Source organism: Achromobacter sp. PD1, from assembly GCF_048541815.1.
GTDB classification, from domain to species: Bacteria; Pseudomonadota; Gammaproteobacteria; order Burkholderiales; family Burkholderiaceae_B; genus Achromobacter; species Achromobacter bronchisepticus_A.
On sequence record NZ_CP183349.1, the window covers coordinates 2,235,717 to 2,251,733 of the forward strand.

General features: G+C 66.0%; 17 protein-coding genes and 2 pseudogenes. 5 read left to right on the top strand and 14 right to left on the bottom strand.

The window, feature by feature from the left end; genetic code table 11:
* Nucleotides 1-52 precede the first annotated feature (52 nt).
* The 6 genes from ACM1PE_RS10595 to ACM1PE_RS10620 form a co-directional block, all read right to left on the bottom strand.
* Nucleotides 53-880: an ABC transporter permease subunit gene (locus tag ACM1PE_RS10595; protein ID WP_059379610.1), complete on the bottom strand. Its 828-nt coding sequence runs from the start codon at nt 878-880 to the stop codon at nt 53-55.
* A complete protein-coding gene (locus ACM1PE_RS10600) occupies nt 873-1,706 on the bottom strand; it encodes a taurine ABC transporter ATP-binding protein (RefSeq protein ID WP_059379611.1) in 834 nt (277 codons plus the stop codon). The genes ACM1PE_RS10595 and ACM1PE_RS10600 overlap by 8 nt, the downstream gene beginning before the upstream one ends.
* A 91-nt stretch (nt 1,707-1,797) precedes the next feature.
* On the bottom strand, nt 1,798-2,826 hold the full coding sequence (tauA, locus tag ACM1PE_RS10605) for a taurine ABC transporter substrate-binding protein (RefSeq protein WP_059379612.1): 1,029 nt from the start codon (nt 2,824-2,826) through the stop codon (nt 1,798-1,800).
* Between the two features lie 242 nt (nt 2,827-3,068).
* Nucleotides 3,069-3,614 (bottom strand): GTP cyclohydrolase I FolE, encoded by a 546-nt coding sequence (folE, locus tag ACM1PE_RS10610; RefSeq protein WP_059379613.1) that lies wholly within the window; start codon nt 3,612-3,614, stop codon nt 3,069-3,071.
* Between the two features lie 166 nt (nt 3,615-3,780).
* Nucleotides 3,781-4,437, bottom strand: a complete 657-nt coding sequence (locus ACM1PE_RS10615; RefSeq protein ID WP_118935062.1) for a response regulator — start codon at nt 4,435-4,437, stop codon at nt 3,781-3,783.
* Nucleotides 4,434-5,852: a cache domain-containing protein gene (locus ACM1PE_RS10620; RefSeq protein WP_059379615.1), complete on the bottom strand. Its 1,419-nt coding sequence runs from the start codon at nt 5,850-5,852 to the stop codon at nt 4,434-4,436. Before ACM1PE_RS10620 ends, ACM1PE_RS10615 begins: the two co-directional genes overlap by 4 nt.
* Before the next feature lie 315 nt (nt 5,853-6,167).
* On the opposite strand from ACM1PE_RS10620, the gene ACM1PE_RS10625 reads away from it, so the two are divergent.
* Together ACM1PE_RS10625 and ACM1PE_RS10630 are read left to right on the top strand one after the other, a co-directional pair.
* Nucleotides 6,168-8,249: a carbon starvation CstA family protein gene (locus ACM1PE_RS10625; RefSeq protein ID WP_419343231.1), complete on the top strand. Its 2,082-nt coding sequence runs from the start codon at nt 6,168-6,170 to the stop codon at nt 8,247-8,249.
* 20 nt (nt 8,250-8,269) lie between these two features.
* The gene (locus ACM1PE_RS10630; RefSeq protein ID WP_118935066.1) at nt 8,270-8,482 is read left to right on the top strand and encodes a YbdD/YjiX family protein; all 213 of its coding nucleotides are present in this window, start codon (nt 8,270-8,272) and stop codon (nt 8,480-8,482) included.
* 42 nt (nt 8,483-8,524) lie between these two features.
* Here the strand turns inward: ACM1PE_RS10630 and ACM1PE_RS10635 are convergent, their stop codons facing one another.
* Complete coding sequence (locus ACM1PE_RS10635) at nt 8,525-9,700, bottom strand: MFS transporter (RefSeq protein WP_419343233.1); 1,176 nt, start codon at nt 9,698-9,700, stop codon at nt 8,525-8,527.
* A gap of 192 nt (nt 9,701-9,892) precedes the next feature.
* Here ACM1PE_RS10635 and ACM1PE_RS10640 point away from each other — a divergent pair, with 192 nt between their 5' ends.
* Nucleotides 9,893-10,444 carry a Dps family protein gene (locus ACM1PE_RS10640; protein ID WP_013393536.1) on the top strand — a complete coding sequence of 184 codons (552 nt, stop codon included), beginning with the start codon at nt 9,893-9,895 and terminating at the stop codon, nt 10,442-10,444.
* Between the two features lie 116 nt (nt 10,445-10,560).
* Here ACM1PE_RS10640 and ACM1PE_RS10645 read toward each other — a convergent pair whose 3' ends face one another.
* Together ACM1PE_RS10645 and ACM1PE_RS10650 are read right to left on the bottom strand one after the other, a co-directional pair.
* Nucleotides 10,561-11,061: a hypothetical protein gene (locus tag ACM1PE_RS10645; protein ID WP_059379620.1), complete on the bottom strand. Its 501-nt coding sequence runs from the start codon at nt 11,059-11,061 to the stop codon at nt 10,561-10,563.
* Nucleotides 11,058-11,423, bottom strand: a complete 366-nt coding sequence (locus tag ACM1PE_RS10650) for a hypothetical protein (protein ID WP_419343234.1) — start codon at nt 11,421-11,423, stop codon at nt 11,058-11,060. Before ACM1PE_RS10650 ends, ACM1PE_RS10645 begins: the two co-directional genes overlap by 4 nt.
* Nucleotides 11,424-11,458: 35 nt before the next feature.
* On the opposite strand from ACM1PE_RS10650, the gene ACM1PE_RS10655 reads away from it, so the two are divergent.
* Entirely contained in the window at nt 11,459-12,193 is a 735-nt protein-coding gene (locus ACM1PE_RS10655; RefSeq protein WP_251880414.1) for an SDR family oxidoreductase, read from the top strand.
* Here the strand turns inward: ACM1PE_RS10655 and ACM1PE_RS10660 are convergent.
* The 3 genes from ACM1PE_RS10660 to msrB form a co-directional block, all read right to left on the bottom strand.
* Nucleotides 12,074-13,225: a LysR family transcriptional regulator gene (locus ACM1PE_RS10660; RefSeq protein ID WP_419343235.1), complete on the bottom strand. Its 1,152-nt coding sequence runs from the start codon at nt 13,223-13,225 to the stop codon at nt 12,074-12,076. The two genes, ACM1PE_RS10655 and ACM1PE_RS10660, sit on opposite strands and share 120 nt — an antisense overlap.
* Nucleotides 13,226-13,544: 319 nt before the next feature.
* Nucleotides 13,545-14,237, bottom strand: coding sequence for a peptide-methionine (S)-S-oxide reductase MsrA (msrA, locus tag ACM1PE_RS10665; protein WP_419343236.1), 693 nt, complete (start codon nt 14,235-14,237; stop codon nt 13,545-13,547).
* A gap of 31 nt (nt 14,238-14,268) precedes the next feature.
* Entirely contained in the window at nt 14,269-14,769 is a 501-nt protein-coding gene (gene msrB / locus ACM1PE_RS10670; protein WP_059379625.1) for a peptide-methionine (R)-S-oxide reductase MsrB, read from the bottom strand.
* Between msrB and ACM1PE_RS10675 the strand changes: the two are divergent.
* A pseudogene (locus tag ACM1PE_RS10675) lies at nt 14,720-14,920 on the top strand (pentapeptide repeat-containing protein); the annotation flags it as partial. The gene msrB and the pseudogene ACM1PE_RS10675 overlap by 50 nt on opposite strands.
* Here ACM1PE_RS10675 and ACM1PE_RS10680 read toward each other — a convergent pair.
* Nucleotides 14,825-15,178 (bottom strand): annotated as a pseudogene (locus ACM1PE_RS10680) (pentapeptide MXKDX repeat protein); the annotation flags it as partial. The pseudogenes ACM1PE_RS10675 and ACM1PE_RS10680 overlap by 96 nt on opposite strands.
* 42 nt (nt 15,179-15,220) lie before the next feature.
* Nucleotides 15,221-16,012 (bottom strand): molybdopterin-dependent oxidoreductase, encoded by a 792-nt coding sequence (locus tag ACM1PE_RS10685; protein WP_419343237.1) that lies wholly within the window; start codon nt 16,010-16,012, stop codon nt 15,221-15,223.
* Between the last annotated feature and the right edge of the window lie 5 nt (nt 16,013-16,017).

Genomic DNA, 16,017 nt, shown 5'->3' on the forward strand with positions numbered 1-16,017 from the left:
GAGGATAGAGGAGCCGGATGGGGGACGAAATGAGGGATTGCCCGGGCGCGTTTCAGACCCGTCCCTTCCAGGGTATGGCGAACTTCTCCAGATAACGGACCAGCAGGTCGAAGGCGAAGGCGAACACGCCGATCACGATGATGCCCATGATGACGGTGTCGCTGGCCAGGAACTGGGCGGCGTTCAGCACCATGAAGCCCAGGCCGCGGTCGGCGGCCACCATTTCGGCGGCCACCAGCGTGGTCCAGCCCACGCCGATGCCGATGCGCATGCCCGTGAAGATTTCCGGCATGGCGGCCTTCAGGATCACGTGCCAGACCACCTGCGCGGGCGTGCCTCCCATGGCGTAGGCCGCGTGGATCTGTTCGATCGACACCGAGCGCACGCCGGCGCGCGCGGCGATCGCCATGGGCGCGAAGATCGCCAGGTAGATCAGCAGGACCTTGGGGAACTCGCCGATGCCGAACCAGATGATGATGAGCGGCAGGTAAGCCAGCGGCGGCAGCGGGCGGTAGAACTCGATGGGCGGATCGAAGATGCCGCGCGCGTAGCGGTTCACACCCATCAGGATGCCGACGGGAATGGCGGTCACGCAGGCCAGGAAGAAGGCGCCGAACACCCGCGACAGGCTGGCCAGCGCATGTTCGGTAAGCGTGGAGTTGGCCACGCCGTCGGTCATGGCCGAGACGAACTTGTCGTACACGGCCAGGGGCGAAGGCAGGAACAGCGGCCGCACCCAGCCGGCGCTGGTCACCAGGAACCACAGGCCGATGAGCGCCAGGCTGGTGATCAGGCTGATGTGGCCGCTGTAGCCCGCGCCCGGCGCGCCGTAGACCTTGCCCGGCGCGGCGGGCTTGTGTCCCGGGCGGTTGCTAGCCATGGAAGCCTTGGGGGGAGGAGGCTCGCTCGTCGCCATAGATGATGCCAAGGACTTGTTCGCGCATGGCGATGAAGTCGGGACTGGATTTGATGCTGCGGCCATCGCGGGTCTCCAGGTAGCGCCGGTTGAAGTCCGGGGTGAAGGTGTGCGTGATGCGGCCCGGGCGGGGCGACATGACGATCAGCCGCGAACCCAGAAACAGCGCTTCTTCGACGCTGTGCGTGATGAAGAAGAACATCTTGTTGGTCTGCCGCCAGATGTCCAGCAGCAGCTCCTGGATGGTCTCGCGGGTCAGCGCGTCGAGCGCCGCCATGGGCTCGTCCATCAACAGCATGGCGGGGTTGCAGGTCAGCGCGCGCGCAATGCCCACGCGCTGCTGCATGCCGCCCGACAGCTGGTAGATCATGTGGCGGTGGAAGTCCTGCAGGCCCACCAGCTCCAGATTGCGGCGCGCGCGGGCGCGGCGGGTTTCCTTGTCCACGCCTTGCAGCTTCAGGCCGAACTCGGTGTTCTCCAGCACATTCAGCCAGGGCAGCAGGGCGTGCTTCTGGAACACCACGCCGCGGTCGGCGCCGGGACCCACGATGGGCCGGCCGCCCAGCGTGATCTCGCCCTCGGTGGGCGACAGGAACCCGGCCAGCAGGCTGAGCAAGGTGGTCTTGCCGCAACCCGAGGCGCCCAGCGCGACGACGAACTCGCCGGGCTGGATGGTCAGGTTGACGTTCTGCAGCGCAATGACCGGACCGCTTTCGTGCAGGCCGGGGTAGGTGACGCTGACTTTCTCCGCGCACAGGCTATGCGTGGCGGACGTGGACTGCATGGTCATGCCGGCTCCCCTAGTTGCGGCGGGCTGCGCGCAGCCCTGCGGGATGCTGGGCAGGCGGCGCCGGACGGGCCGCCTTGGCCGCAAGCGCTTCTTACTTCTCGGCCGCCCGGGCGTACTTGTCCGTGACGTGCGGGCTGTAGTCGGCCAGGGCGCGGTCGATCTGCTTCTGGTCTTTCAGGAACTGGGCGCTGGCCGCGAAGGCGCGCGCGGCGCCCGATTCCTTGCCGCCGCCCAGCCAGACATTGGAGGCCTGTTCCTGCACGGTCGGGAAGACCAGCAGCTGGAGCGCCTCGACCATGTCCTCGGGCTTGCCGCCGATCAGTTTGACGATGCTCTTGACCTGCGGCGAGTCGGCGGTCCATTTGGCGCTGTTGGCGCGGTAGTCCGCGTAGGATTTGGCCAATACGCTGGTGAAGGCGGCCATGAACTTGGGGTTCTTGGCGGCCCAGGCGCGATCCACCACGATGCCGTCGAAGGTCGGCACGCTGGCTTTGCCGATCTGTTCCGAGTCGGCAATGATCTTGCCGCTCTTGGCGATCTCGGTCAGCGCGGGCGGCCAGACGTAGGCCGCGTCGATGTCGCCGCGCTGCCACGCGGCCACGATCTGCGGCGGCTGCATGTTCAGGATGCGCACGTCGCGCGGATTGATCTTCCAGACCTGTTCCAGCCCGACCAGCAGATGGAAGTGCGAGGTGGACACGAAAGGCGTGGCGACCCGCTTGCCCTTCAGGTCGGCCGTGCTGTTGATGCCGGAACCGTTGCGCGCCACCAGCGCCTCGGACTTGCCGATGTTGTCCAGGATCCAGAACAGCTCCATGTCCACGCCGCGGGTCGCGGCCGCGGTGATGCCGGTGGAACCCAGCACGCCGACCGGCACGTTGCCGGAGGCCAGCGCGGTGGAGATGTCGCCGCCGGAGGTGAACTGGCGCCAGTCCACCTGGTAGCCGGCGTCCTTCAAGGCCTTGTCGAAACTGCCGTCGGCGATCGCCGTCAGGAACGGCCCGACGATCAGCTGGTAGCCGACCACCAGCTTGGTCTGGGCATAGGCGGGAGCGGCCAACAGCGCGGCGGCCAGGCCGGCCAGGGTGCAGCGGCGGATGAGGCGGAATATCGCGTTCATGGAGATCTCCGGGAGGGAACGGCCGCGCTCCGGCGCGACCGGGATGCTGGAGCCAGTTTGCCCGGATGGGGCCAGAACGCTAGGGCCAGATGCCCGGATCAGTAGGAGCCAAAAGCGGGCCGGGCCCGCCTGCCGGCCGGCGGCGCCAGGGCTGGCGCGGCCGGCGCGGCGGGGTGCGGCCGGCGAGGCGGCCCGCGATATGCGCCAAAAGGGGGAGGGGGAATCCGGCTAGGCGCCCCCGGCTAGCGGATGAGGCTGAGGAATTCGGCCCGGGTCGACGGATTGTCGTGGAATTCACCCAGCATGACCGAGGTCACCATGGACGAGTTCTGCTTTTCCACGCCGCGCATCATCATGCACATGTGCTGGGCTTCGATGACCACGGCCACGCCGGCCGCGCCGGTCACGGACTGCACGGCTTCGGCCACCTGGCGGCTGAGGTTTTCCTGGATCTGCAGGCGGCGCGCGTACATCTCGACGATGCGCGCGACCTTGGACAGGCCCAGCACCTTGCCGTTGGGCAGGTAGGCCACGTGGGCCTTGCCGATGAAGGGCAGCATGTGGTGCTCGCAGAGCGAATACAGCTCGATGTTCTTGACCAGCACGATCTCGCGCGTGTCCGAGGTGAACAGCGCGCCGTTGACGATTTCGTCCAGGTTCTGGCCGTAGCCGCGGCACAGGTGGCGCATGGCCTTGGCCGCGCGGGCGGGCGTGTCCGCCAGTCCTTCGCGGGACGGATCTTCCCCTAGTTCTTCAAGAATGGCGGTGTAGTGCTTTTCCAATGACATCGGGGACTCCTGGGGGCGGCGCTGGTTGCGGCGCTTTACTGTGTGTAGCGTAGTGCTGCAAGTCTACCTCAGGCCACAAGAAGGGTTTCCCCGCCGGGCCGCCCCAAGGGGAAACAGCCCCCCTCGGGGGGGCAGCAAGCACGCGTAGCGTGCGCGGCGTGGGGGGCTACACCCCACGGTTTTCGACGGCGTACTTGATCAGCTCAGCCTGTCCATCTATGCCCAGCTTGCGCTTGATGTTCAGGCGATGGGTTTCCACCGTGCGCACCGACAGCCCCAGCGCCTGCGCGATCTGCTTGTTGGCCTCGCCGCTGGCGATGTGGCGCAGCACGTCGCGTTCGCGCTGCGTCAGCATGGTGGCCGGCGCCGTGGCCTGCGACAGGCGCACCGCGACCGCCGCGCTGAAATAGCTGCGGCCCGCCATGACCGCGCCGATGGCGGTGACGATTTCCTGCGCCGGCTCGTCCTTCAGCAGATAGCCGCGCGCGCCGGCCTTGACGGCTTGCAGCATGTATTCGGGGTTGTCGTGCATGGACAGCACCAGCACGGCGATCTGCGGGTAGCGCTCGTGCAGCAGGGCGGTCAGCTCCAACCCGCCCACGCCCGGCATGTTGAGGTCCATCAGCGCCAGGTGCGGCAGGGTGCCGCCCTGCGGATCCTCGGCCAGGCAGGCGGCCAGAAAGGCCTGGGCGGCGGCGGCGTTGCCGGCCTCGCCCACTACCTGCAACTGCGGCACGGTTTCCAGGCGCAGCCTCAGCCCGTCCCGCACCAGCGGGTGGTCGTCGATCAGCAGCAGCCGGATGGGGTCGGGCTTGTGGGTCATGCGTCGGAGCTCGCGGGTAGAGGGGCGGCGGGCAGCGGCAGCCAGGCCTGCAGGACCGTGCCGTGGGAGGTGGAGCGGAATGTCAGCGTGCCGGACAGCGCGTTCATGCGTTCGCGCATATTGCGCAGGCCGATGCCGCGGCGCGGATCCTGCTGCACCTCGGCATAGTCGAAGCCGCGGCCGTCGTCGGCGATGGTCAGGCGCAGGTCGCGCTGGGAATAAGCCAGCGTCATGTCGGCGCGGGTGGCGCCGGCATGGCGGATGACGTTGGTCAGGGCTTCCTGGGTGACGCGGAACAGGGCGGTGGCATAGGCTTCGGGCAGCTTCACCGGCTGCCCGGCGGTGTGCAGGCGCACGGCCAGCGGCGGGGCGCCATCCTGGCTGGGGATGGCGAACTCGCGGCCCAGATGTTCGAGTGCGGCCGGCAGGCCCAGGTCGTCCAGCAGCGTCGGCCGCAGGTTGTGCGAAATACGCCGGACCTCGCCCACGGCGGTATTCAACCGGTCCAGTGCGCCGCCCAGGGGGGTGTCGATATGAGCGAGGGCGCGCGGCTCGGCCGGCAAGGTCTGCCGCAGCCGCTCCCGCGCCGCTTCCAGGGACAGCTTGATCGACACCAGCACCTGGCTGATGCCGTCGTGCAGCTCGCGCGAGAGCCGCGCGCGCTCGTCCTCCTGCGAACGCACCAGCTGCCGCGCCATCAGCCGCAGCTTGGCGTCGGACTGGCGATGGTCGCTGATGTTCAGGGCCAGGCCGCAGGCCGCCACGCCCAGGATGGACACGGCGGCGATGCCGGCCACCCAGGCAAACATATCGCGGATATTGGCTTGCGCGGCGGCGTCGATGCGCTCCAGCGCCTGCTGCACGTCGTCCAGGTAGATGCCGGTGCCCAGCATCCAGCCCCAGCGCTCCAGCACCACCACGTAACCCAGCTTTTCCTCGGTCTGGTGGGTGGAGGGCTTTTCCCATAGATAGTGAACCGCTTCACCGTCCTGGCCGCCGCGCCGGGCGGCGGTCAGCAGGTTCTGGATCACGGGCTGGCCCTTGGTGTCGCGCAGCTCCCAGAGGTCCTGGCCGACCAGCTCCGGCTGGCGCGGGTGCATCAGGTTCCGGCCCTTCAGGTCATAGACGAAAAAATAGCCGTCGTGGCCGAATTCCATCTGCGCCAGCAGGTCGAGCGCGCGCTGGCGGGTGGCGTCGTCGTCGGCCGCCGCCTGCAGGGGCGCGATGGCGCTGTAGGCCAGGTTGACGTAGTGGCGCAGTTCGCCTTCCTTGCTGGCCAGCCAGGCGTTTTCCACGACCTGCTTTTCGCGCTGCGCCAGCTGCAGGCCCTGCACGTAGACGGCCACCGTGATGGCGGCGACGGCCACCAGCAGGGGGACCGCGGCGAGCAGCAGGATTTTCAGGCGCAGCTTCATGAAGGATTTGTATCAGCGCGAACGCGAATATTGCGACGCAGCATTTTGCCTGCCGCAGTCAGGATCGGGAAATTTCAGCCGTGATTTTACGGTTTCCGCCAAATCATGCTGCGGCGCATTGCGTAGTAACACGTAGCGGAATTGCGTAGTTTCGCGCTTGTTGCTGCGTAGTCAAAACGAAATACTAGCGTCCGCGTCGACACGGCGCTGCGTGGACGCGCGCGCGTCCGCCACCCCACAACAATGAGTCTGCCTTCCGCGGGACGATAAAAGCGTTTCACGCCAAAAGCATGGCGGGAGGCTAGAGGAGCACTTATGCAAACCAGCAGTAAGGGACTGGGTCAGCACCTGGTCTGGCTGGCGGTTGCGGTACTGGGCGCGTTCGCGCTGGGCACCGTGGCGCTGGCCAGAGGGGAGACCATCAATGCGCTATGGGTGGTGATCGCCGCCGTATGCGTGTACTTGATCGCATACCGTTATTACAGCCGCTTCATCGCCAAGAACGTCTTCCAGCTGGATCCGACGCGCATGACGCCGGCATGGAAGCACAACGACGGCCTGGACTACGTGCCCACCAACAAGCACGTGCTGTTCGGCCACCACTTCGCCGCCATCGCCGGCGCCGGCCCGCTGGTGGGCCCGGTGCTGGCCGCGCAGATGGGCTATCTGCCGGGCATGCTGTGGATCCTGGCCGGCGTGGTGTTCGCCGGCGCCGTGCAGGACTTCACCATCCTCTTCATCTCGACCCGCCGCGACGGCCGTTCGCTGGGTGACCTGGTCAAGTCCGAACTGGGCAAGATCCCGGGCGTGATCGCGCTGTTCGGCGCCTTCATGATCATGGTCATCATCCTGGCCGTGCTGGCGCTGATCGTGGTCAAGGCGCTGACGCACTCGCCCTGGGGCACCTTCACGGTGGCCGCGACCATCCCCATCGCGCTGTTCATGGGCGTGTACCTGCGCTATATCCGTCCAGGCAAGATCGGCGAAGTGTCCATCATCGGCTTCGTCGGCCTGATGGCTGCCATCACCTTCGGCCAGGACGTGGCCGCGCACCCGGTGATCGGCCCCATGTTCGACTTCGACGGCAAGGGCCTGACCTGGATCCTGATCGTCTACGGCTTCATCGCCTCGGTGCTGCCGGTGTGGCTGCTGCTGGCCCCGCGCGACTACCTGTCGACCTTCCTGAAGATCGGCACCATCGTCGGCCTGGCCATCGGCATCGTGGTGGTCGCGCCCGAGCTGAAAATGCCCGCGCTGACCCAGTTCGTCGACGGCAGCGGTCCGGTGTGGTCGGGCAACCTGTTCCCGTTCCTCTTCATCACCATCGCCTGCGGCGCCGTGTCGGGCTTCCACGCCCTGATCTCCTCGGGCACCACGCCCAAGCTGATCGAGAACGAAACCCAGGCCCGCTATATCGGTTACGGCGGCATGCTGATGGAATCCTTCGTCGCCATCATGGCGCTGGTGGCGGCTTGCGTGATCGAGCCGGGCATCTACTACGCCATGAACAGCCCGGCGGCCGTGATCGGCACCACGCCCGACCAGGTGGCCCAGGTGGTCTCCAGCTGGGGCTTCGTGGTGACGCCCGCGGATCTGATCCAGACCGCCAAGGACGTGGGCGAAAGCACCATCATCTCGCGCGCCGGCGGCGCGCCTACGCTGGCCGTGGGCATGGCGCACATCCTGCACCAGGCCATCGGCGGCCCGGGCATGATGGCCTTCTGGTACCACTTCGCCATCCTGTTCGAAGCGCTCTTCATCCTGACCGCTGTCGACGCCGGCACCCGCGCGGGCCGCTTCATGCTGCAAGACCTGCTGGGCACCTTCGCCCCGTCGCTCAAGCGCACCGACTCGCTGCCCGCCAACCTGATCGCCACCGGCCTGTGCGTGGCGGCCTGGGGCTACTTCCTGTATCAGGGCGTGGTCGATCCGCTGGGCGGCATCAACACGCTGTGGCCGCTGTTCGGCATCGCCAACCAGATGCTGGCCGCGATCGCGCTGACCCTGGGCACCGTGGTGCTGTTCAAGATGAAGCGCGACCGCTACGCCTGGGTCACGGTGCTGCCGACCCTGTGGCTGCTGGCATGCACGCTGACCGCCGGCTGGCAGAAGCTGTTCCACGCCGACCCGCGCGTCAGCTTCCTGGCGCACGCCGACAAGTACAACGCGGCCATCGCCGAAGGCAAGGTCCTGGCCCCGGCCAAGTCCCTGGGCGAGATGTCGCGCGTGGTGTTGAACGACTACATCAACGCCGGTCTGTGCGCGATCTTCATCTTCGTGGTGGTGAGCATCGTGGTGTTCGGCCTGCGCTCGGTACAGCGCGCGCGCAACGAGCACAAGCCCACCGCCCGCGAAATGCCTTACGAAACGCTGCCGGTTGCCGCCGGCGCGGACTGAGCGCAGCAGGGAGACGACGCATGCTGTTTACGAACATGAGTTCCGCGGCCGGCGCCGCCGGCCGCTACCTGGGGCAGACGCTCCGGCTGATGGTCGGCGTGCCGGACTACGAAACGTATGTGGCCCACATGCGGCGCACGCACCCGGACCAGGAGCCGATGAGCTACGAAGCATTTTTCCGCGAGCGGCAGGACGCGCGCTATGGCGGGAAGAAGCGGATCGGCTGCTGCTGACGAAGAGGCCTCGCTTGCGAGGCCTTTTTTTCCGGCTTCTGGTCAGGCGGCCTTCCTGCGCAGCTTCTCCGCATAAATCACCAGCGGCACCGCGCCGACAGCGCACAACGCCATCACCAGGAACCCTCCCGGCGCATAGCTGCGATACAGCGCGCCGCCCAGCTGGATGCTGGCGAACATGAAGACTCCGCCCGACAGCAAGGCGTAAAGCGCGATCGCCGAGGTCTTGATCGCGGCGGGCACGTGCCGGGTGATGTACCACATGATGGCGGCGTTGTTGCCGGCCAATGTGAAGCACTGCAGCAGCTGCAGCGCCGCGATCAGCGTGGGATCGGTAGTGGCGGAGAGCCCGGTCCAGCGGATCGCGGTCATGACGGCGGACGCCAGGATCAGCCATTGCGCGCCCGTGCGGGCCAGGATGCGGGGCGCCAGGAAGAAGAACAGGACCTCGCTGGCCACGCCCACCACCCACAGCATGGATATCAGCGAAGTCGACAGGCCGCTGGCGGTCCAGTACAGCGTGGAATAGGAATAGAGAAAGCCGTTGCTGGCCTGGACCAGCGAGGCCGCCGCGATGCACATGAGCAGCGGGCGGTCGCGCAGGACCTCGAGCATGGGCAGGCGCGCCGCTGGCGCGGGCGCCTCGTCGGGAGTGGGGCGTGCCGCCCGGGGCAGCAGCCGCACGCAAGCCAGGCAGGCGATGATGAGGAGGATGGACAGCCACATCACCCAGTTGGCGTCAAAGGTCTTGATCAGGTAGCCGCCGATCACGGTGACCACGGCAAAGCCCAGCGAGCCGCAGGCGCGCATGACCGTGTAGGAACTGCCTTGGCCCCGGCCGCTGGCGATGGCCATGCGGTCCATCAGCGGCAATACCGCCGGGAAGACGGCGTTGAGCAGCAGGGTGATGGCCAGCAGCCAGCCGGGCGTGCTGCTGAACGGATAGCAGACGAACAGCGCCAGCGACGCCGCCAGCGCCGCGGCGATCAGGGCGTGCGCGCGGCCGGTCTGGTCGGCGACGTGGGCGACCACGGGCGTGGACAGGATCTTGGGCAGGAAGGACGTGGCGACGATCAGGCCGATGACGGCGGGATCCAGGCCGCGGCTGGCGAACCACAGGGGCAGGAAGGGAATGCTGACTCCCTGCAGGCCGTAGTACAGGAAGTAAAACCCGTGCAGGGCGATGGCGCCTTGCCTGGTGTTGGGATTGCCGCGCATGGCGATGAAGGGATCCGGCTGAATTGACGCGCCGTAGCATACTCCTAGCCGGACCGGATTTCAGAAGGGGGAGCGCCTTGATCCAGGACATTGGCAAAAAAGCGCGGGCGGATTTACGCTAGCGAAGTCGCGGCGTAAGCAAGCCTCGCGCCGCGCGTGCGTTTTCACCATCATTCCTAGGAGTTGCGACCCATGGCCAAGAAACTGGATGAGAAGACCACCAAAGCCCTGAAAGAGCGCCGCAAGCGCCCGCTGGCGACGCCGACCGACCTGGCGTCGGCGGCCACCAGGGATATTTCCGCCGCGCTGAACCAGATACTCGCCGACGTGTTCGCGCTGTATCTCAAGACCAAGAACTTTCATTGGCATGTCAGCGGCCCCCATTTCCGGGATTACCACCTGCTGCTGGACGAGCAGGGCGACCAGCTGTTCGCCATGACGGATCCCATCGCCGAGCGCATCCGCAAGATCGGCGGCACGACGCTGCGGTCCATCGGACACATCGCGCGCTCGCAGCGTATCTCGGACAACGATGCGGATTACGTGCAGCCGCTGGACATGCTGGCCGAGCTGCGCGAGGACAACAAGGTCCTGGCGGCGGCGTTGCGCGAAGCGCACAACATCACCGATGAACACCGCGACATCGCCAGCTCCAGCCTGATCGAGAACTGGATCGACGAGACCGAACGGCGCACCTGGTTCCTGTTCGAAGCCAGCCGGGAAGGGGATTCGACCGGGCACTGAGCCGGCCGCGATGGTTTGATTCAGTGGGACAAAGCTGGCTGCGTTGACGTGGCCAGCTTTGCTTTTGCGCGCGGGCGCCGCAGCGGCCGGCAGCCGGTGCTTGTCAGCGCCGCGTATCAGCCGTGCTTGCCGAAACCGCCGCTGGCCCACTCCGAGGCGCGCTGCACGCTCAGCTTGTACGTCGGCGCGACCTGGGTCCGCGCCAATTGTTCGCCGGACTCGTCGTAGGCGCTCAACACGGCGTAGGGCTCGTCTTCGTCGGGAACGATATCCAGCTTGATGGTCAGGCGGCCCGCGGCGGCGTCGATCTTCACGCTCTTGTGCAGCGTCGCGTGCAATTGCTGCTCGTGACGGCGCAGGACTTCCCGGGCGGTCTTGACCAGGGTGATGAAGGCGGGGGAGTCGAGCGGCTTGGGGTTCTTCTTGTCGCGGCCCATGGTCCATGGGCCGACCAGCGCGGGCTCGGCTTCTCCGTCCATGGTCATCTCCACGGCCCAGCCGTCGTCTTCCTCGTTCTTGATGATCCGGGCGGTCCAGCCGTCATCGCGCCACAGCGTGGGCAGCTGTTCTTTGCGGTCGTCGGGGGCTTCCGTTTCCGGAATGTGGGTATCGTTCACTGCTGTACTTCTCCTGGACTCGTTTGCCGGCAACGCCGGTCTTGGCCAGCATGATACCGCCCAGCGTCGCGCCGCCGCCGTTGAGCACTGCGGTATGTCCGGCTGCGGCCGATGGCGCCGCACAGGTTGGCCAACGGCACGCCCGCGACGGTGGCGATCGAAATTCCGCCAAAAATGATGGCGGTGGCCAGGCCGCCGCGCGCGGGCGGGGTAATGCGCGTGCCGGTCGCCGCGGCCAAGGCCCAGAACACGCCGTGGGCAATGGCGCCCAGCGCACGTCCGCCGAGCCGCGCGAGCATCGGGCTAGCCGATGCCTCAATCAAACATTCCTGCTGGCGCCCGGCAGCGCGTAACGCCACCATCGCTTACTCCAAACACGTATTTCAAGGAAATGAGCATGGGCAATGGTCTTGCGGGGCAACGGGTTGTGGTGGTCGGAGGTAGTTCCGGCATGGGGCTGGCCGTCAGCGAGCGATTGCTGGGCATGCACTGCGAGGTGCTGATCGTGGGCAGATCCCGCGGCAAGCTCGAGGCGGCGCGGGAGCAGTTGCGAGCGTTTGGCGCGCCGCGCCTGCACCAGGCGGATGTGACGAGTGAAGCGCAAGTGCAACGGCTGTTTGAAGAATCAGGCCCGGTGGATCATCTGGTCTGCACGGCTGCCGACATACGCGGCGCCTATGAGCTGCTACCGGACCTCTCGCTGGACGCGCTCGACCGGGCCATCCGCTCGAAGGTCGTCGCGCCGATCCTGCTGGCCAAACATGGCGCCCAGCGCATGGCGGCGCACGGTTCCATCACCCTGACTTCCGGCATTGCCGCCTACCGTCCCCGGCCGAAGGGCATCGCCGTGGCCGCGATCAATGCCGCGTTGGAGGGTGTGGTGCGCGCCATGGCGGTCGAGCTTGCGCCGTTGCGGATCAATGCCGTATCGCCGGGCTGGGTGGATACGCCCATCTGGAATGACGTGGCCGGCGCCGACAGCGGACCGCTTTTGGCGTCGATGGCCGAGCGGCTACCCGTGGGCCGAGTCGGTGCTGGCAGCGATATCGCGGATGCCATCGGCTTCCTGATCGGCAATGGCTACACGACCGGTACCGTGCTGCATGTCGATGGCGGCCATCGGCTCGTCTGAGCCGGCCGCCGCGAGGCGGATCATCTCGATAAAGGCGGCCACCTGACGCGTAGGCGTTCGGTGCAAGATGAGCAGGCAGATGGGAAGACCGGCTCCCGCAGTGGACAATGGCCGCCACTGGACGCCTGCCGTTGTTAATGCGGGATCCATGGCCATCCGCGGCAGGATCGATACCCCGAGGCCTGCGGACACCATCTGTATCAAGGCCGGTACGCTCTCGGCGACACCGCGGATACGCGGCTGCGCCGGGGCTTCCTGCAGCACGGCCTCCAGGTATGCCCGATACCGGCAGCCTTCCATCGTGACAACCAGCGGAAACGCGGCAAGCGCGTCGGCCTGGATGTCAGCAGCCTGGCATAGCGGATGCCCTGGGGGCATCACGACCACCGGCATGTCCCGCGCAATGGCTTCCACCCGAAGGTCGGCGTCGTTTTCCGGCCATCCGTGCACCAGACCAAGGTCGGCCGTCCCATCGAGCACCGCCTGGGCGGTTACCATGGAGTTTTTTTCCTGGACCGCAACCTGCGTTCCGGGATGCATGCCGGCAAAGCGCACCAGTTGCGGAACCAACACACTGGTGCACAAAGTCTGCGGCGCGGCGACCCGGATCGTGCCGCCCGAATCGCCGACGTTTTCGCGGACTTCCCGGAAGGCGTCATCGGCCCGCGCAAGCAATTCGCGCGCTCGAATGGCCAATCTCTCTGCGGCCGGGGTGGGTTGCAGGCGATTGTTCTGGCGGACGAACAGCGCCTGGCCGACGCTCTCTTCCAGCGCCCGTATCTGTTCCGTAACGCTTGGTTGGGACAGATGCACCTGTTTGGCGGCTTTCGTGAAGCTCAGCGTTTCCATCGCCGCGACGAAAATCTTTAGCTGTCGTAGTTGGAACATGTGGGTACGGGGTTGTGCCGAGCGGTTCAAGTCCAATGCGTACAAATCGAACAGTTCAACAAATTGTATGGTGTTCGACGGCAAAATTTGACGGCTTGTGGGAGTTTGGCGCTCACTCTGCCCATTTTCAACCTCTTTCAGCATTGCCATTTTTCAGGCAACCATTAGGTGTAGGCATGGGAAGCGTCTACGGTTTCCGTCTACGGTACCTGCTGCTTGTCTTTGCCTGGCCCACGAGCGGCAAATGAAGCTGCTGAAGCAGTATTTTGAGGAAATGATGAATCTTCGGGTCCTGTAGTCTTCGGTGCGTTCAAACTCCCGGCGTTGGGTACGGGCACGTTTCTCGCCATCAAGTCCCATTACGGTGGAGAAAAACGGAGACGCAGGAAGAGAAGGAGATGAGAGCTTCGTAGCCTGGCGCGCGGCCGACTTCATTCCGCGCGGCCGGCTCCATCTATCGTTTTCAGTTCACCAGCACGGGCTTGTCCCGATAGCGCTGCGGAAACGTCTTCGCCAGGTTCTCGACCTTGGGCACGTCGTTCACCATGATGTACATGCTGTACGGATGGCGCACGAGATAGTCCTGGTGATAGTCCTCGGCGGGGTAGAAGGCCTTCAGCGGTTCTATCGTCGTGGCAAGCGCCTTGGGATAGACGCCGGTCTTGTTCAGTTGCGCGATGTAGGCCTCGGCCACCTTGCGCTGGTCGTCGTTCGCGGGGAAGACCGCGGAGCGGTACTGGGTGCCGGTGTCCGGACCCTGGCGGTTGAGCTGGGTGGGGTCGTGGGCCACCGAAAAATAGATCTGCAGCAGCTGGCCGTAGCTGACCTGGGCGGGGTCGTAGGTGATCTCGACCGCTTCGGCGTGGCCGCTGCGTCCTCCGCTGACGGTGTCGTAATTGGCGGTGGACGCCTGGCCGCCGGCGTAGCCGGAGACGGCCGAGCTCACCCCCTTGACGTGCTGGAACACGGCTTGCACGCCCCAGAAGCAACCGCCGGCGATGACGGCCTTTTGCGGAGCGGCGGCCGAGGGCTGGTCCAGGGCCGGGGGCGGAATGACGAAGGCGGTTTCGGCGGCGCTGGCCGAGGCGGCGCCCAAGAGGCCGCAGGCGGCGGCCAGCGCGGTGCAGAGTTTGCGGGGCAGGCGGGTGGCGGACATGGTCTCTCCTGATGGATGGGGCGGCCGGAGTTCAGGCCTGCGGGGTGAATGCGAGGGCCACGCCATTCATGCAATAGCGTAGTCCGGTCGGGCGGGGGCCGTCGTCGAAGACATGGCCCAGATGGCCGCCGCAGTTGGCGCAATGCACGGCGATGCGCGTCATGCCGAAGCTGCGATCCTTGGTCTCGCCGACGGCGCCGTCCAGCGGTTGCCAGAAGCTGGGCCAGCCGGTGCCGCTGTCGAACTTGGTGGACGACGAGAACAGCGGATGGGCGCAGCCGGCGCAGGCGTAGGCGCCCTTGCGATGCTCCTTGTCCAGCGGGCTGGAGTAGGGACGCTCGGTGCCTTCGCGGCGCAGTACCTCATATTGTTCGCGCGTGAGCCGTTCGCGCCATTGCGCGTCGCTCAGCGTGTAGGGGAAGGCCTGGGCGGCGGCGGCCGGGCCGCCGCGCGCCGCAAGGACCGGGGCCAGGCCGGCGGCGATGGCCGCCGCGCTGCCCAGGCCCAGGAAATGCCTGCGGTCTAGTCTCATGACATGCTCCGGAACAGGGCTGGTAGATTGGGCGTTACTGCTTCATGCCGTCTTTGGACATGCTGTCCTTGGACATTCCGCCTTTGGACATGCCGTCCTTCGACATGCTGTCTTTCGACATGCCATCCTTCGACATGCTGTCTTTCGACATGCTGTCTTTCGACATGCTGTCTTTCGACATGCTGTCTTTCGACATGGAGTCCTTCGACATCCCATCTTTCGACATGCCGTCCTTGGACATGCCGCTCTTCGACATCCCATCCTTCGACATGCCATCCTTGGACATCGAGTCCTTGGACATCGAGCCGCCGCCCATGGCGTCCTTGCTCATGTTGTCGGCGGCGTGGACTGCCGCGGCGCCGAAAGCCAGGCACAGGGACAGCGCGGCGGTGGTAGCGATTTTCTTCATGATGCGTTCCTTTATGGAGAGTGAAAGCGTGAAAGATTCCACCTAGCTGCCGCCGAACCAGTTGTAGCCCTGGTCCTCCCAGTAACCGCCCGGGTAGGTGTTGGTGACGAAAATTGCCTGTATGTGCTTGGGGTTCTTGTAGCCAAGCTTGGTAGGCATGCGCAGCTTCATGGGGAAGCCGTACTCTGGTGGCAGCGTCTGGCCGTCATAGGTCAGCGCCAGGATGGTCTGGGGGTGCAGTGCGGTGGGCATGTCGATGCTGGTGTAGTAGTCGTCGGCGCATTTGAAGCCCACGTACTTGGCGCTCAGGTCCGCGCCCACGCGCTTGAGGAAGGCGGAGAACGGCACGCCGCCCCATTTGCCGATGGCGCTCCAGCCTTCGACGCAGATGTGCCGCGTCACCTGGTCGATCTGCGCCATGGCGCGCAGTTCCTCCAGCCGCCAGCGGCGCGTGTCGGCGACCAGTCCGCTGACTTCCAGGCGGAACGATTCCTCGTCCACGTGGCGGACCTCGTCAATGCCGTAGTAGGCATTGAAGGGGAAGGGCCGCGTGATCATCGATTCGGGATAGGTCGGCGCCAGCTTGTTGGGGTCGAAGATCCAGCCCTGCACCCGGTCATTGAAGCGAGAAACCGCGGTCAGCGCTTGTTCCACGCTGTCATCGTCCGACAGCGAGCAGCCCGACAGCATGGCCAGCCCGCCCAGGGTCAGGCTGTTGCGCAGGAAGGCGCGGCGCGAGGGCTGTTCGACCCGTTTTTGCAGGATCCTTCCGGCTTCCTTGAGAATGGCCGGGCCGTCCAGGCCGGGCAGGGAGGGGCGCTTGTGCTTGTTCACGGAGG

Bases quoted from the DNA above. Each gene is read 5' to 3' on its own strand.
- ACM1PE_RS10655 (WP_251880414.1), top strand. From the start codon at position 11,459: ATGGGCAATGGTCTTGCGGGGCAACGGGTTGTGGTGGTCGGAGGTAGT.
- ACM1PE_RS10650 (WP_419343234.1), bottom strand. From the start codon at position 11,423: ATGGTGGCGTTACGCGCTGCCGGGCGCCAGCAGGAATGTTTGATTGAG.
- ACM1PE_RS10660 (WP_419343235.1), bottom strand. From the start codon at position 13,225: ATGCTGAAAGAGGTTGAAAATGGGCAGAGTGAGCGCCAAACTCCCACA.
- ACM1PE_RS10630 (WP_118935066.1), top strand. From the start codon at position 8,270: ATGCTGTTTACGAACATGAGTTCCGCGGCCGGCGCCGCCGGCCGCTAC.
- ACM1PE_RS10640 (WP_013393536.1), top strand. From the start codon at position 9,893: ATGGCCAAGAAACTGGATGAGAAGACCACCAAAGCCCTGAAAGAGCGC.
- tauA (WP_059379612.1), bottom strand. From the start codon at position 2,826: ATGAACGCGATATTCCGCCTCATCCGCCGCTGCACCCTGGCCGGCCTG.
- ACM1PE_RS10615 (WP_118935062.1), bottom strand. From the start codon at position 4,437: ATGACCCACAAGCCCGACCCCATCCGGCTGCTGCTGATCGACGACCAC.
- ACM1PE_RS10595 (WP_059379610.1), bottom strand. From the start codon at position 880: ATGGCTAGCAACCGCCCGGGACACAAGCCCGCCGCGCCGGGCAAGGTC.
- msrA (WP_419343236.1), bottom strand. From the start codon at position 14,237: ATGTCCGCCACCCGCCTGCCCCGCAAACTCTGCACCGCGCTGGCCGCC.
- msrB (WP_059379625.1), bottom strand. From the start codon at position 14,769: ATGAGACTAGACCGCAGGCATTTCCTGGGCCTGGGCAGCGCGGCGGCC.
- ACM1PE_RS10620 (WP_059379615.1), bottom strand. From the start codon at position 5,852: ATGAAGCTGCGCCTGAAAATCCTGCTGCTCGCCGCGGTCCCCCTGCTG.
- ACM1PE_RS10600 (WP_059379611.1), bottom strand. From the start codon at position 1,706: ATGACCATGCAGTCCACGTCCGCCACGCATAGCCTGTGCGCGGAGAAA.
- ACM1PE_RS10625 (WP_419343231.1), top strand. From the start codon at position 6,168: ATGCAAACCAGCAGTAAGGGACTGGGTCAGCACCTGGTCTGGCTGGCG.
- folE (WP_059379613.1), bottom strand. From the start codon at position 3,614: ATGTCATTGGAAAAGCACTACACCGCCATTCTTGAAGAACTAGGGGAA.
- ACM1PE_RS10635 (WP_419343233.1), bottom strand. From the start codon at position 9,700: ATGCGCGGCAATCCCAACACCAGGCAAGGCGCCATCGCCCTGCACGGG.